The organism is Micromonospora humidisoli, from assembly GCF_016900955.1.
Classification (GTDB): domain Bacteria; phylum Actinomycetota; class Actinomycetes; order Mycobacteriales; family Micromonosporaceae; genus Micromonospora; species Micromonospora wenchangensis.
In genome coordinates this window covers 195,175-209,719 of the sequence record NZ_JAFEUO010000003.1, presented here as the reverse complement: position 1 = coordinate 209,719, position 14,545 = coordinate 195,175, and the positions used below count along the sequence as shown (strand labels likewise).

General features: G+C 70.6%; 11 protein-coding genes and 2 tRNA genes. 4 read left to right on the top strand and 9 right to left on the bottom strand.

The annotated features are described in order from the left end of the window. Nucleotides 1–969 (bottom strand): L-threonylcarbamoyladenylate synthase, encoded by a 969-nt coding sequence (locus JQN84_RS11600; protein ID WP_204958930.1) that lies wholly within the window; start codon nt 967–969, stop codon nt 1–3. A 253-nt stretch (nt 970–1,222) separates the two neighbouring features. Next, nucleotides 1,223–1,567 (bottom strand): hypothetical protein, encoded by a 345-nt coding sequence (locus JQN84_RS11595; RefSeq protein WP_204958384.1) that lies wholly within the window; start codon nt 1,565–1,567, stop codon nt 1,223–1,225. 100 nt (nt 1,568–1,667) lie between these two features. On the opposite strand from JQN84_RS11595, the gene JQN84_RS11590 reads away from it, so the two are divergent. The 3 genes from JQN84_RS11590 (at nt 1,668) to JQN84_RS11580 (ending at nt 5,449) form a co-directional block, all read left to right on the top strand. Continuing rightward, nucleotides 1,668–2,429, top strand: a complete 762-nt coding sequence (locus JQN84_RS11590) for an HAD-IA family hydrolase (protein ID WP_204958383.1) — start codon at nt 1,668–1,670, stop codon at nt 2,427–2,429. Nucleotides 2,430–2,606: 177 nt separating this feature from the next. After that, entirely contained in the window at nt 2,607–3,377 is a 771-nt protein-coding gene (locus JQN84_RS11585; RefSeq protein ID WP_239485265.1) for a hypothetical protein, read from the top strand. Then, the gene (locus JQN84_RS11580; RefSeq protein WP_204958381.1) at nt 3,374–5,449 is read left to right on the top strand and encodes an NACHT domain-containing protein; all 2,076 of its coding nucleotides are present in this window, start codon (nt 3,374–3,376) and stop codon (nt 5,447–5,449) included. Before JQN84_RS11585 ends, JQN84_RS11580 begins: the two co-directional genes overlap by 4 nt. Here JQN84_RS11580 and JQN84_RS11575 read toward each other — a convergent pair. The 7 genes from JQN84_RS11575 to gyrB form a co-directional block, all read right to left on the bottom strand. Then, nucleotides 5,435–5,770 carry a DUF952 domain-containing protein gene (locus tag JQN84_RS11575; RefSeq protein ID WP_307821169.1) on the bottom strand — a complete coding sequence of 112 codons (336 nt, stop codon included), beginning with the start codon at nt 5,768–5,770 and terminating at the stop codon, nt 5,435–5,437. The genes JQN84_RS11580 and JQN84_RS11575 overlap by 15 nt on opposite strands. A 286-nt stretch (nt 5,771–6,056) precedes the next feature. After that, nucleotides 6,057–6,132 (bottom strand) — tRNA-Ala (locus JQN84_RS11570). Between the two features lie 32 nt (nt 6,133–6,164). Then, a complete protein-coding gene (locus JQN84_RS31345) occupies nt 6,165–6,293 on the bottom strand; it encodes a DLW-39 family protein (RefSeq protein ID WP_211291697.1) in 129 nt (42 codons plus the stop codon). A 49-nt stretch (nt 6,294–6,342) separates the two neighbouring features. Continuing rightward, a tRNA-Ile gene (locus JQN84_RS11565) sits at nt 6,343–6,416 on the bottom strand. 276 nt (nt 6,417–6,692) lie between these two features. Then, a complete protein-coding gene (locus tag JQN84_RS11560) occupies nt 6,693–7,568 on the bottom strand; it encodes a DUF3566 domain-containing protein (RefSeq protein ID WP_204958380.1) in 876 nt (291 codons plus the stop codon). 4 nt (nt 7,569–7,572) lie between these two features. Continuing rightward, the gene (gene gyrA / locus JQN84_RS11555) at nt 7,573–11,355 is read right to left on the bottom strand and encodes an intein-containing DNA gyrase subunit A (protein WP_204958379.1); all 3,783 of its coding nucleotides are present in this window, start codon (nt 11,353–11,355) and stop codon (nt 7,573–7,575) included. 121 nt (nt 11,356–11,476) lie between these two features. Then, nucleotides 11,477–13,423, bottom strand: a complete 1,947-nt coding sequence (gene gyrB, locus JQN84_RS11550; RefSeq protein WP_204958378.1) for a DNA topoisomerase (ATP-hydrolyzing) subunit B — start codon at nt 13,421–13,423, stop codon at nt 11,477–11,479. Nucleotides 13,424–13,950: 527 nt separating this feature from the next. Between gyrB and JQN84_RS11545 the strand changes: the two genes are divergently transcribed. Further along, a complete protein-coding gene (locus JQN84_RS11545) occupies nt 13,951–14,535 on the top strand; it encodes a hypothetical protein (RefSeq protein WP_204958377.1) in 585 nt (194 codons plus the stop codon). Nucleotides 14,536–14,545 lie beyond the last annotated feature (10 nt).

The window sequence follows — 14,545 nt, the reverse complement described above, 5'->3', positions numbered from 1 at the left end:
TCAGGCCGGGGGCGGGGACCAGGTGGCGGCGGCGCGGCCCAACCGGTCGTTGACCGCCCGCCCGACCCCCTCGTCGGGGACCGGTTCGGCGAGGATCTCGGTCACCCCGGCCGCGTCCAGCCGGTGCAGCGCGTCGAAGAGGCGGGCGGCGGCCTCGGTCACGTCACCGGTGGGCGACAACACCTCCACCGCCGCGTAGCCGGCCGGCGGGGCCGCCCGGAAGGCCAGGTAGCCCCGCCGGACGCCGCCGTTCGCCGCCGGCACCGCACCCGCCACCACCCGCAACGGGGTACGCGGCGCGTAGTGCGCGGCCAGCGTGCCGGGGGCCACCGGCTGCCCGGAGCTGCCCGACCGGACCGTCACCGGGCCGACCGCCGCGACGAGGTCCTCCACGGCGAGCGCACCGAGGCGCAGCACCACCGGCTGCGGGCCACGCGCGTCCACGATCGTCGACTCGATCCCGCACCGGGTCGGACCGCCGTCGAGCACCACGTCGACGGCCGCGCCGAGCCCGCGTACGACGTGCTCGGCCCGGGTGGGGCTGAGCTGCCCGAACCGGTTGGCGCTCGGGGCGGCCACCGGCACCCCGGCAGCCCTGATCAACGCACGGGCGGACGCCTCGTCGGGCACCCGCACGGCCATCGTGTCGAGGCCGGACGTGACGATCGGCGGGATCACGGCCGGCCGGTCCACGATCAGGGTGAGCGGCCCCGGCCAGAACCGCTCGGCCAGCGCCGCGACGGTCGGGGGCAGCCCACCGACGAGGGCCGGCAGGTCGGCGGCGTCGGCCAGGTGGGTGATCAGCGGATCGAAGCTGGGCCTCGCCTTCGCCTCGAAGATCCGCGCCGCGGCCCGGGCGTCCAACGCGTTCGCGCCGAGCCCGTAGACCGTCTCGGTCGGGAAGGCCACCAGCCCGCCGGCCCGCAGCACGTCGGCGGCCTCGGCGATGCCGTCGTGTTCGGCGGGCAGGACGCGGGGGAAGCCAGTGGTCACCCCCCGACGCTAGCCTGCCGTCGACGCCCGGACCGGTGCGGGTGGCCGTCGCCCGGCCGGTGGGGCGACGGTCGGCGCTCCCGGCCCGGTCACGCTCGCCGGCCAGCCGGGGACGACGTCGCGATGCCGCCTCACTCCGCCCGTCGGACCGGCAGGGACGGTTGTCCGGCCGGGTCGGGGCACGCTGGCGGCCGGCCGCGCCGGGTCGCTGGAGGGTGACCCGGCAGGACTATTCCGCCGGGTCCGGTGCCGTCGCGGGCCGCCCGCCGGTCGGGGCGAATGACGCGCGTGGCGGGCCGGTCTCCGCCCAGCAGACGCCGCCCCGGAACTCGACGCCCGGGATGGTGTCGACGACCCGGGTGACGTCCGCGACGGAGGCGAGCGCCCGGGTGAGGTCAGCCCGTAGCTCTGCGCTGGCGGACGGCAGGTCGTCCTCCTCCTGCGCCCAGTCGACGTCGGCGGCGTGCAACTCGGCGACCGCGTGGTCGGTCAGCGCGGTCGGGTCGGTCACGGTGACGTCGATCCGGCAGTAGAGCTGGAGACGGCGGCTGCCCGGGTCACCATCGGTCGTCATGCGGCTCAACGGCTGACTGCTCCCACCGTGTGAAGGCTAGGGGATGCACGCCGACCGTGCCGCCCCGCGCGGTCGGTCACCCTGCTGGAGAATTGCCGGCATGCTCCGCTCGCCGCGCGCCCTCCTGCTGGACTTCGGCGGTGTCCTGGCCGATGCGCCCCCGCAGCCGCCCGCCCCACCGGAACTCGTCCGACGGCTCTACCGGCTCGTCGACGGCGCGGTGTCCGAACGGCAGATCGCCGCCGACCTGACCGGGGGCGCGCGACGGTACTCGGCCTGGCGCGACGACGCGGGCCGGACGGCCGACCCGGTGGAGCTGCCGCACGCCCGGGTGTGGGCGGAGTTCGTCACGGCATCGTGGCCCCGCCCGGCCCGCGACGCCGTCGACCGTGAGGCGACCCCCCTGTCGTACGCCTGGACCTGGCGGGCGGACTGGGCGGTGCGCCCAGGTATCCCCGAGGCGCTGGCGGCGGCCACGGGAGCGGGCCTTCCGCTGGCCGTGGTGAGCAACACCCTCTGCGGCGCCGCGCACCGGGATTTCCTGGCCGCCGAGGGGCTGGCCGGGTCGTTCGCCGCCCAGTTCTACAGCGACGAAGCCGGTCCCCGGAAGCCCAACCCGCGCCTGGCGCTGCTGGCGGCGGAGGCCGTCGGGGTTCCGATCGGTGACTGCTGGTTCGTCGGGGACACCCTCGGTCGGGACGTCGAGTGCGCCCGCCGGGCCGGGGCGGGGGCGGCGATCCTGATGCGTTCCCCCCGCACCGACCGGGAACCACCACACCCCGCGGTCACCCCGGACGCCCGGGTCGAGGACGGCCACGGCCTGCTCGACCTGCTACGTCTGGCCCGAGGCTCCGCCGGCTGAGGAACGACCCGCCCGCATCGTGACGTCCGGGGTGCCGGAGGTACCACCCACGACATCCCGCATTTTGGCGGGTTCTCCTTTGCCATCGACTGGTAGGAATTCCGCGACCGGGCAATGTTGCCAGCGAAGGGTGGAATGGTGGCTGACGCGGGGAACCCGACCCGACACGTCGTCCTCATGGTCGACATCGAGCGTTACAGCGGGCGGAACAATGTGCTCCAACACCGCGCACAGCAGGCACTGACAGAAGTCATGCGGGCGGCCTGGGAGGAGTTGGGCATCGTGCTGCCCGGGACGTTGCGCCAAGACAACGGTGACAGCCAGTTCGCGGTCCTGCCGCCGGAGACGAGTGAGCGGCGGGTCCTTCGGATCGCACCGCTCCTGGACCGGTTGTTGCGGGAGCACAACCAGGGCCTGTCCGCCGAGGCCCGGGTCCGGGTGCGGGTCGGCGTCCACCAGGGGCTGGTCCATCTCGACAGCGCGAACGGCTTTGCCGGCAGCGCTGTGGTGACCGTCTGTCGACTGGTCGACTCGCCGCAGCTCAAGAGCATGCTGCGCCGCTTTCCCCGGGCGGAGGTCGCGCTGGTCGTGTCGGATCTGATCTATCAGGACGTCGTCCGCCAGTATCAGGACCTGCCGCAGGATCAGTTCCTGCCGATCACCGCCAGCCTGCCAGACAAGGGTTTCGCGGCCCCCGCCTGGGTCTTCGTGCCGGGACAGGATGCCGCCGCATCGACCGTGCCGGACGCGTTCCCCGCCGATCCGCAGGAACGGACGGACCTGAACCGGGTGGACCGTCCTCAGGAGGTCGGCACGCCACAACCGCCGGCTGCCGGGCAGGTGTTCCAGCACATCACGTCGCACGGACCGGCCGCGTTCGGCAACGGGAACACCGTCACGACGTACGGTTCCGCCGACGACACCCGTCCGGGGCGGTCACCGCGGTGAGTACCGTCGACCCCCCTGCCGACCAGCCGGAGGAACCCCCCGTCCCGGCCCCGGGGAACGTCTACTCCGGGAACACCTCCCACGGGCCGACCGCCTTCGGTGACCACAACACCATCAACCAGGTGAACTACGGGAGCGTTCCGCCCACCCACTCGAGCGACGTCCTGTTGTCGAAAGCTCTGGAGACCCTGGCCGACGAGGTGGCGGTACGACGTCAGCGGGACGAGGAACGCAGCGGGGTGCTCAGCCGCCCGCTGCCGGTGCGATGGGCGGCAACCGAGGTCGCCGAGGCGTCGATGGGCGAGGTCACCTGGTCATCGCTCGGCCTGACCCCGGCACAGCCTCCCACCGGCGGCCTCGACGATCTCGCCGACCTGCTCACCCACCGGCTACCCCATCGCCGTCTGGTGATCCTCGGTGCGGCAGGGTCGGGCCGGACCGTGCTGGTCACCAGGCTCGTCAGCACCCTGCTCAAGGAGCGGCTTCCCGGTCAGCCGGTCCCGGTGCTGTTGCCCGCCGGGACGTGGAACCCGGGCAAGCAACTCCTGCGCGACTGGATGGCGGAGCAGTTGGCCGGGGACTACCCGCATCTGCGAGCGTCGGTGCCCCTGTCCGGACCCCGCAAACGCCTCTTCGGCAGCCGTAGACGCCGGACGCTGGCGGCCTACCTCGTCGACAGGAACCTCGTGCTGCCCGTCATCCAGGGCCTGGACATGATCGGTGACGGGCTACGCGAAGAGACGATGAACGCGTTGCACGAGCTGGGGTCCACGGTCCCGCTGGTGGTGACCAGCCTCGTCGCGCCGTACCGGAGGGCGGTCGAGAGCGCGGAACGCGGCCTGTCCCGCGCCGCGGTGGTCGAGGTGTTGCCGCTCGCCTTTGCCGACATCCGGGGGTACTTCGCCCCCGAAGGGGTGAACAGTCGGTGGGGGCAGACGTTTCTCGATCTGGATGCCGATCCGGAAGCGCCGTTGACCAGAGCCCTGCGCACGCCGTTGCTGGTCTGGCTGGCCCGCACCACCTATGCCGGTGCCGCCGCCGACCCACGCGAGTTGTGCGACCGGGTCCGGTTCCCCGATCAGGCCGCCGTCGAGAATCACCTCCTCGACGGTCTGGTGTCGGTCGCCTATCCACCACAGCCGACGCCGGCCCGTCGGCGGGACACGGACGAGACCTGGCATCCCGACGATGCGAGGAGTTGGCTGCGCTTCCTCGCGCGGCACCTGCGCGACACGGATACCCACGAGATCGCCTGGTGGCAGCTGCACCGGACAATGCGGTTCCTCAGGCCGGCGCAGTACGCGGTGACGAATCTGCTGTTCTGGGCGTCGGTGTGGCTCGTCCACGGCAATCTCATCGTTACGGTCCTGTTCGCGGCCGTGACCACGCCGGTTGCGGTGAGTGAGCGACTCCGGACCCGACTCGGCTTCGTGCCGGCCACGCCGATCCACCGGGTGCAGGTCAGTGGACGCCGGTTGCGGCACCTCCTTCGTACGACATCCGTCAGGCTCATGCTGGCGTCCTTGCTGGCCGGCTCGGGAGTGGTGTTGTGGTATCTGTCAGGTGACAGCCTGCCGGGCATCATCGGTGGGCTCGGCCTGATGGCGTCGGCCGTGGTCGTTCCCGTCTGGAGCCTCCACCGACACAGGGTTAACGACCCGTCCCGCGAGATCGTGATCGCCGAGGATCCCGCCCGCGCGGACAACCCCCTCGCCACCTTGCGGGCCGACCGCAGATCGGTGCTGGCACCCGCTGGCGCCCTGCTTGTCGCGGGGGCCACCCTGGCGCTGCTGTTCGGTGGTGGACTGCGGTCCCCGGTCGCCTACATGCTCGCGTTCGCGATCGGCTGGGTGGGCTACGGCGCCTGGACCGAGTATGCGATCGCGCGGGCCGTCCTGGCGATGCGGGGTCGGCTGCCCTGGCGGACGATGGCCTTTCTCCGCGACGCGGCCGAGCGGGGCGTACTCCGCCAGGTCGGTGCCGTCTACCAGTTCCGTCACCCCCGGCTTCGCGACCGGTTGGCCGCCGACCCTCCCGCACCGCCACGTCCCGACCACCTAGCCCCGCGGTAGCGCGCCGTCCACGGACGACGCGCCCGGCACCTGGTGGACCGCGACGACAGCATCGAGCGGCAGAGCCGAGTAGACGTGCGGGAAGGGCTCACCGTCGGGGACGCCCTCCCAGCGCACCGCCGCGCCGAGAAGCCGGGCGTCGAAAGCGGCGACCACAAGCGCCGGCTCCTGCGCGAAGAACCGCAGCGCGGTCGCACCCACCTGCTCGCGCGAGGAGCAGTGGATGAAGCCGCTGCGGTGGTCGAGCGGTGAGCCGTCGAAGCGGCCGGCGGCCTCGAACTCGGCCCACTCGGCGGGCAGCAGGATCTTGTAAATCAGCACAGCCCAGGGTGGCAGATGGCCGGGTGATCCGCAGCCACCGCAACCCGTCAGCCTGGCCGAAGTTGGTCTGCGCCGGCGAAGGTACACGTGGGTTGTCCGGCCGGCGTCGGGTGCTGCGCGTGCCCGGTATCCCGCGCGTGTCCGGCCCGGCGGCTGCCGCTGTCGATCGCTTCCGCCTGCTATGCCGGTGGCGTGACCGGCCGCCAGGCTGCACGGGCCCCAGGACCTGTGGCCATCATGTGCCCGTTGATCTTCACGAGCTGTAACACCTGGTCAAGGGTGATGCTGGTGGAGCCCAGGGGACTCGAACCCCTAACCCCTGCCTTGCAAAGGCAGTGCTCTGCCAGTTGAGCTAGGGCCCCGAGGGCGGGTCGAGCCGCCGGGTGCTGGCTGGTCAGCGCAGGTCGGGCGAGGTGGTGGCCTCGTGCCAGAGGGCGCGCTCGTCGTTGGATTCTTTGACCTTCTTGGCCACCACAGCGGCGACGCCGATGATGCCGACCAGGAACAGAAGCTTCTTGAACATGGGGCGACCCCTCGCGCTCGACTCGACTGCCCGTCGGAACGGTGTGCGGTGGGGCTAGCTGGAATCGAACCAGCGACCTCAGAGTTATCAGCTCTGCGCTCTAACCGACTGAGCTATAGCCCCGCGTGGCGACGAGCAAGATTAACCCATCGCGTCGTCCGCTCCCAAATCGGGGTGGCCGACGCTCCCGCGCCTTCCCGACCGTACCGGTCGGCCCGCGACGGGGCGAGCCCTTTCCGCCCGCTCCCCGGGCCGGAGATCGATTCCGTTGAGCGGAGACAGCGGTATCGGGGCGGCCTGGACCACGGCTGGATCGACCCACGAGCGAGCGCCCCGAGCCAGGCGGAAAGCACGACGCCGGGGCGGCCGCTGTTCGCGGCGCCCCGGCGTCGGGTCGGATCAGTCGCGCTCGGCGAGCGTCAACTCGATCCCGCCGACCAGGTCGGCGCAGACGTTGTAGACGAACGCCCCCAGGGTGGCGAGCGCGGTGAACAGCACCACGTTGACCAGCCCGACGAGGGCGGACGTCAGGATGACGCCCTTCGCGGTGATCTGGAAGCCGCTGTCGGTGCCCTGCCCGCCACTGGCGCTGACCAGGTCGGTCAGGCTGTCGTTGACGCTCTGGAACACGCCCATCGCGTCCAACGCGAGGTAGAGCACCGAGGTCGCCACGACCACCACGATGAAGAGCACCACGGAGACGGCGAACGCGAACTTCATCACGGACCACGGGTCGATCCGCTTGAGGTTCAACCGGGCCCGGCGCGGCCCCCGGGAGGCGGCCGAGCTGACCGAGGTACGCGCGGCGCGTACCGCGTCACCCACCCGCGCCGCACCGACGGCGGCCGCACCACCGATGCCCGGGGGCAGGCCGCCGCCGTTGGCGGGACGGGTGGTGTCCGGGCTCGGCCGGAAACCGCCGATCTTCGGCTGGGTGCCGGTCGTGGACGGGGAGGTCGCGGCCCCGACCGTGATCGGCTGTGTCGTGTTGCTCGACCGGGCCGCCGCAGCCACCGGCTGGGTGGCGGACGAGGGCGCATCGGTGCCGCCCGTCGGCTGGGGCTTGTCGGTCGTCCCCGAACCCTCACCGGGCTTGTCCGGCGGCGGTGCCATGCCGGGTGCCCGGGTGAACTTCGGGGCAGGCGCGTCGGCGGGGACGGTGGCCCGACCCACGGCGGCGCGGCCGGCGGGGGTTGTACCGCTCTTGGCGGCCTCCTCGTCGACCGGGGTGGCCGAGGTCCCCTTGTTCCCCGACTTCGCCTGTGTCTCCGTCATTCAACTAGTCCTGTTCGTCAGGCTCGTCGGCATTGCGAGCAATCGCCACGATAGTCACGCCGTCCGGGAGGTCCATCAGCTTGACCCCCATTGTGTTCCGGTCACGGGTACGGCGTACAGGCTTCACCGGAGTCCGGATGACGCCGCCGTTGCTGGTGATCGCGAACAGCTCGTCGTCCGGGTCGATCACGACCGCGCCGACCAGACCACCGCGGCGCTCGGTGATCTTCGCAGTCAACACGCCCTTACCTCCCCGGCCCTGGACCGGGTATTCCTCGATGGGGGTACGTTTCGCGTATCCCCCGTTCGTGGCCACCAGGACGTCCAGGCCCTCCCGGACGACCTCCATTGCCAGCAGGACGTCGTCGTCGGTGAAGCGCATGCCGATCACACCCGAGGTGGCCCGGCCCATCGGGCGCAGCGCCTCGTCGGAGGCGTTGAACCGGATCGCCTGGGCCTTCTTGGAGACGAGCAGCAGGTCCTCCTCCGGCGCCGCGAGCACGGCACCGACCAGCTCGTCCTCATCGCGCAGGTTGATCGCGATGACGCCGCCGGACCGGTTGGAGTCGAACTCCTCAAGTCGGGTCTTCTTCACCAGGCCGTTTCTCGTGGCCAGTACCAGGTAGGGAGCCACCTGGTAGTTCGGGATTTCGATGATCTGCGCAATCTGCTCGTCCGGCTGGAAGGCGAGCAGGTTGGCCACGTGCTGGCCCTTGGCCACCCTACTGGCCTCGGGCAACTCGTACGCCTTGGCCCGGTACACGCGGCCCTTGTTGGTGAAGAACAAAATCCAGTCGTGGGTGGAGCATACGAAGAAGTGGCTGACAATGTCGTCCTGCCGCAGCGTCGCGCCGCTCACTCCCTTGCCGCCGCGCCGCTGTGAGCGGTAGAGGTCGACCTTGGTGCGCTTGGCGTACCCGGTGCGGGTGATGGTGACCACCACGTCCTCGCGGGCGATGAGGTCCTCCATCGAGACCTCACCGTCGAACGGGACGATCTTGGTGCGCCGCTCGTCGCCCCACTTCGCGACGATCTCGCTCAGCTCCTCGGAGACGATCTTCCGCTGCCGCTCCGGCTTGGCGAGGATGTCCTTGAGGTCGGCGATCTCCAGTTCGAGCTTGGCCAGGTCGTCCAGGATCCGCTGCCGCTCCAGGGCGGCCAGCCGGCGCAGCTGCATGTCCAGGATCGCGGTCGCCTGGATCTCGTCGATCTCCAGCAGCCGGATCAGGCCCTGCCGGGCGTCGTCGACCGTGGGCGACCGCCGGATCAGGGCGATCACCTCGTCCAGCGCGTCCAGCGCCTTGGACAGACCGCGCAGGATGTGCGCCCGCTCCTCGGCCTTGCGCAGCCGGAACGCGGTCCGCCGCCGGATCACCTCGATCTGGTGCTCGACGTAGTACCTGATGAACTGGGCCAGGTTGAGCGTGCGCGGCACCCCGTCGACCAGGGCCAGCATGTTGGCGCCGAAGGTCTCCTGGAGCTGGGTGTGCTTGTAGAGGTTGTTCAGCACCACCTTGGCGACCGCGTCGCGCTTGAGCACCAGCACGATCCGCATGCCGGTACGCCCGGACGACTCGTCCCGGATGTCGGCGATGCCGCCGAGCTTGCCCTCCTTGATCAGCTCGGCGATCCGCTCGGCCAGGTTGTCCGGGTTGACCTGGTAGGGCAGCTCGCTGACCACCAGCGCCGGCCGGCCCCGCTTGTCCTCCTCGACCTCTACCACGGCGCGCATCCGGATCGACCCGCGACCGGTCCGGTACGCGTCCTGGATGGCCGACTGACCGACGATCAGCCCGTGGGTCGGGAAGTCCGGACCCTTGACGATCTCCAGCAGCGCTTCGAGGGTGGTCGCCTCGTCGGCCTCCGGGTTCTCCAGGCACCACTGCACCGCCGCGCCGATCTCGCGCAGGTTGTGCGGCGGGATCTTGGTGGCCATCCCGACCGCGATGCCCTCGGAGCCGTTGACCAGCAGGTTGGGGATGCGCGACGGCAGGATGGTGGGCTCCTTGGCCCGGCCGTCGTAGTTGTCCTGGAGATCGACGGTGTCCTCGTCGATGTCCCGCAGCATCTCCATCGCCAGCGGGTCGAGCTTGCATTCGGTGTTGTGGCTGACGAAGCCGTCGGAGACGAAGGAGTGGTCCTCGGTGTCCACCCGGACGCTGTAGACCGGCTGCACCCCCGCGTCGGTGATCTCGGTCACCTCGGCGTAGTAGAACCGGCCGTCGACCAGCGGCTCGACCACGTCGAGCACCCCGGCCTCGGTGATCCGGGCGGCGATCTCGTCGCGGTCCCGCTCCCAACGCTCGATGCGGTCGACGTTGTGCCGGCGCAGCCAGTCGCGCTCGGTCCAGCGGGTCGCGCCGTGCTCCCGGATGAAGTCGCCCACCAGCGGCACATGGTCGCTGGACAGCGCCGTGCTGCTCGCCGGCGCCTGAGCCAGCTCGGACTCCAGCTTGGCCTGCTTACGGCCGAGGAAGCCGACGTGGGCGGCGAAGATCCGGACGTCCCGGCGGTTGGTCACCACGACCTTGATCTCGCCGTCGTCGTACCGGGTCTGTCGGCTGATCACGCCGAACTCCAGCAGCAACTGCTGGACCTCGCGGGCCAACCGCTCGCTGCGGGTCGAGTACGAGACCTGGATGGTGTTGCGCGGCAGCAGCGACGAGGAGCCGTCACCCTCGAAGAGCGCCTGGAGGAACGCCCGCTTGATCGCGGCCGGCCCCTGCCACACGAACTCGGGCACGAACTTCGCGGCGCTGCGCGCTCCGGCCAACTCGCCGAGGATGCTGGCGCGCAGCGCCGACAGGTCCTGTACGTCCAGCTCGTGCAGGGTGCTGCCGGAGGCGATCACCCGCTCGCTGACGTACCGGGGGCCGCCGACGGCCAGGTCGTAGGCGGCGACGACGCGCAGGAAGTAGTCCCGGTCCACGTTGTTGAAGCCCGCGCGGGCCGCCGACACCCAGCCCTCCGACACAAACGCGCCGGCGAGCACGGCCGCCTCGACGTGTTCCAGCGTCGGGTAGCCGATCTCGTCCGGCACCGTCCGCTGGAGCACCACCCGGTCGCCCGGGGAGATCTCGGCGAGCAGCTTCCACAGCAGGGTCGGCACCCCGGCCACGTCCACCAGGCAGAGCACCGGGTGGTTGTGGGTGCCGGTCAGCTCGTACCCCTCGCGGGTGCGCAGCCGCAGCGTCGGGTGCTCGCCGGAGTGGAAGAACTTCGACGCGCGGACCAGGTCGCCGTTGCGGTCGCGGACCTTGAGGTCGACGTCGGTCTCGCTGCTCGGCGCGACGCCCGGCACGATGTCGCCGAGCCGCACGCTGCCGTCGGCGGTACGAATGCGGACGTCTGCGGTCAGGCAGTAGCGCATCGCGGCAGCCGGATCGTTACCGGGCGAGCCGAAGTTGCCGTTGCCGTCGACCAGCGGGTAGCGCAGCGCCCAGGGCTGGGCCATCCGGACCAGCGCGTCGTAGATGGCCGAGTCGCCGTGCGGGTGGAACTGCCCCATCACGTCCCCGACGACCCGGGAGCACTTCACGTAGCCCCGGTCCGGCCGGTAACCCGAGTCGTACATGGCGTAGAGGATCTTGCGGTGGACCGGCTTGAGCCCGTCCCGCACGTCCGGCAGGGCCCGCCCGACGATCACGCTCATCGCGTAGTCGAGGTACGAGCGCTGCATCTCGACCTCAAGCCCGACCGGCTCGATCCGGTCGTGCTGGACGACCGCCGCGAGTGGTGTCTCGGGGGTTTCCGGCTCGTTCGGGGTGGACTCGGGAGTATCGGTCACTGTTAACCCTTATCAGACTCAGAGTCGTGTTCGTGCTGTGGATAACGCTGTGGAAACCGGCCAGGCTGTGGATAACCCGGTGGACGACGGCCGGCCGGTGCGGCACCGGCCGACCGGGCCGTCAGATGTCGAGGAACCGCACGTCCTTCGCGTTGCGCTGGATGAACGAGCGGCGGGCCTCGACGTCCTCACCCATCAGCACGCTGAACAGCTCGTCGGCGGTGGCGGCGTCGTCGAGGGTGACCTGACGCAGGGTCCGGGTGGCCGGGTTCATCGTGGTCTCCCACAGCTCGGGGTAGTTCATCTCGCCGAGACCCTTGAACCGCTGGATGTCGTCCGGCTTGGCGTTGGGCTTCTTCTGCTGGCGCAGCGCGATCAGCCCGTCGCGTTCCCGGTCGGAGTACGCGTACTGGGCGTCGTCGCCCTTCTTGTTCCACTTGATCTTGTAGAGCGGCGGGGCGGCCAGGTAGACGTGGCCCAGCTCGACCAGCGGACGCATGAAGCGGAACAGCAGGGTGAGCAGGAGCGTCTGGATGTGCTGGCCGTCGACGTCGGCGTCGGCCATCAGCACCACCTTGTGGTACCGCAGCTTCTCCATGTCGAAGTCGTCGTGGATGCCGGTGCCCAGCGCGGTGATCAGCGCCTGGACCTCGTTGTTCTTGAGCACCCGGTCGATCCGGGCCTTCTCCACGTTGAGGATCTTGCCGCGGATGGGCAGGATCGCCTGGGTACGCGGGTCGCGACCCTGCTTGGCCGAGCCGCCGGCCGAGTCGCCCTCGACGATGAAGACCTCGGACTCGCGCGGGTCGGTGGACTGGCAGTCGGCCAGCTTGCCGGGCATCGAGCCGGACTCCAGCAGCGACTTGCGGCGGGCCAGCTTGCGCGCCTGCTGGGCGGCGATCCGGGCCCGGGCCGCCTGGGACGCCTTCTGGATGATGGTCTTGGCCTCGGCCGGGTTGCGGTCGAACCAGTCGACCAGCCGGTCGTTGCAGACCCGCTGCACGAAGCTCTTGACCGGGGTGTTGCCCAGCTTGGTCTTGGTCTGGCCCTCGAACTGCGGGTTGGCCAGTTTGACCGAGATGATCGCGGCCAGGCCCTCGCGGATGTCCTCGCCGGAGAGCTTCTCGTCGCCCTTGAGCAGCTTGCGGTCGGTGCCGTAGCGGTTGACCACGCTGGTCAGCGCGGCCCGGAAACCCTCCTCGTGGGTGCCGCCCTCGTGCGTGTTGATCGTGTTGGCGAAGGTGTAGACCGACTCGCCGTACGACTCGTTCCACTGCATGGCGATCTCGACCGACATGCCCTCTTCCTCGGCGGCGAACTCGACGACCGTCTTGTGCATCGGGTTCTTCGAGGCGTTGAGGTGCCGGACGAAGTCGGCGATGCCGCCCTCGTAGAAGAAGGTGACCTCGCGGGGCTTGCCCTCCTCGCCCTCGGCGACCCGCTCGTCGAGCAGGTGGATGGACAGGGCCCGGTTGAGGAAGGCCATCTCCTGCAGGCGGCGGTAGATGGTCTGGAAGTCGAAGTCGACCGTCTCGAAGACGTCCGGGTCCGGCCAGAAGGAGACCGCCGAGCCGGTGCGGTCGGTGGTCTCGCCCTTGTCGAGCGGCTCCGGCTTGGAGTTGTGGTACTTCTGCCGCCACACGTGGCCGGACTTGTGGATCTCGACGGCCATCCGGGTGGAGAGGGCGTTGACCACGGAGACGCCGACGCCGTGCAGACCACCGGAGACCGCGTACGCCTTGCCGTCGAACTTGCCACCCGCGTGCAGCACGGTCAGCGCGACCTCGACGCCCGGCTTCTTGAGCTTCGGGTGCAGGTCGACCGGGAAGCCACGGCCGTTGTCGGTGACCCGGACCCCGCCGTCGGCGAGCAGCACCACGTCGATGGTGTCGCAGTAGCCGGCGAGCGCCTCGTCCACCGCGTTGTCCACGACCTCCCACACCAGGTGGTGCAGGCCACGCTCGCCGGTCGACCCGATGTACATGCCGGGTCGCTTGCGGACCGCCTCCAGCCCTTCGAGGACGGTGATCGACTCTGCGCCGTAATCCTGCTTGTCCTGCGCTGCCACCCTCGGCCACTTTCTCGCACCATCCGCGCCGGGGCGCGGGGGCGCGGGTTCGGCGGACAGGACGCGACGTCGGCGTGCACGGCGAGAGCCCCGCAGGGCGGTCGCGGATCGTGCGCGCCGGTCGCCGCGGTTGCCCGCGGATCGCGATCGGCCAGACCCGACCCGGGACGTTGATCAGGTGCCGGTGAGGGCCCCTGTCCGTCGCACCGCGTCAGGTCGTCGTCTCAGCGTCAATCTTACTGTGCGCACACGACAGAACCGCCACTCGGCACCCCTTGAAGGCGGCTCAGACCCTCGTAGCCGGCCGAATCTCGCTGTCCGCGACTCCCCCTACACGCCCCGGTCCGGTTTCCGTGCCCGCCGCCACCGGATCGTCCGGCTCGCCGGGCGGCACGGGGTCGCGTCGGGCGGTGGTCGTACCGTAGCTTTGCGGCGCGCGACGAAGTCGCTCGTCTTGATCTTTTCCACCCGTAACCGGGACGATGGACCCGATCGATCCGACACGTGCTCTCGAAAGGTGACACCAGATGGGGCTGGACAATGTCGCGGTGCACTGGCCGCGGACCGGCCGCTTCTACGATCCGGTCGCGCCGGCCGAGTTCGTCGACTTCGGCGAGATCGTCGACATCCCCGGCATCTCCGCGCCGACCGCCGCGCTCGCCGAGCACATCGCCAAGACCGGCACGGTCCGGGCGACCGCCTACACCGAGCTGGTCGACCTGATCCTCGGGCTGGAAAATGTGCTCTACGCCACCGACGCCGCCGCCGAGGACGAGGACCCGGTGATCGACCCGGACGGCTGTGCCTGGATCGCCGGCGGGGTGGAGAAGTTCGTCGCCCAGCACCGGCCGCACGGCGAGACGGTGACCTTCGAGTCGGTCAGCGACGTGCTCCGCGCCCTGCTCGGTGACGGCCGCCTGGCCGAACAGCAGTTGCGCTGGCTGGGCAGCCGGCTCGACCGGCTGCGCGACGAGAACGGCGACCCGCCGCAGTGGGACTTCACCTGCGCCGAGCTGGGCGTGCTGGCCGCCTTCTACCGGCGCTGCGCCGACCGGGGGTTCGCGATCTACGCCGACGCCGAGCCCGGCCGTCGTCCCGGTCCGCAGCCCTGAGCCGACCCGG

Excerpts from the sequence above, each read along its gene's own strand:
- JQN84_RS11595 (WP_204958384.1), bottom strand. The coding sequence starts at position 1,567 with ATGACGACCGATGGTGACCCGGGCAGCCGCCGTCTCCAGCTCTACTGC.
- JQN84_RS11590 (WP_204958383.1), top strand. The coding sequence starts at position 1,668 with ATGCTCCGCTCGCCGCGCGCCCTCCTGCTGGACTTCGGCGGTGTCCTG.
- JQN84_RS11585 (WP_239485265.1), top strand. The coding sequence starts at position 2,607 with ATGGTCGACATCGAGCGTTACAGCGGGCGGAACAATGTGCTCCAACAC.
- JQN84_RS31345 (WP_211291697.1), bottom strand. The coding sequence starts at position 6,293 with ATGTTCAAGAAGCTTCTGTTCCTGGTCGGCATCATCGGCGTCGCCGCT.
- JQN84_RS11560 (WP_204958380.1), bottom strand. The coding sequence starts at position 7,568 with ATGACGGAGACACAGGCGAAGTCGGGGAACAAGGGGACCTCGGCCACC.
- JQN84_RS11545 (WP_204958377.1), top strand. The coding sequence starts at position 13,951 with ATGGGGCTGGACAATGTCGCGGTGCACTGGCCGCGGACCGGCCGCTTC.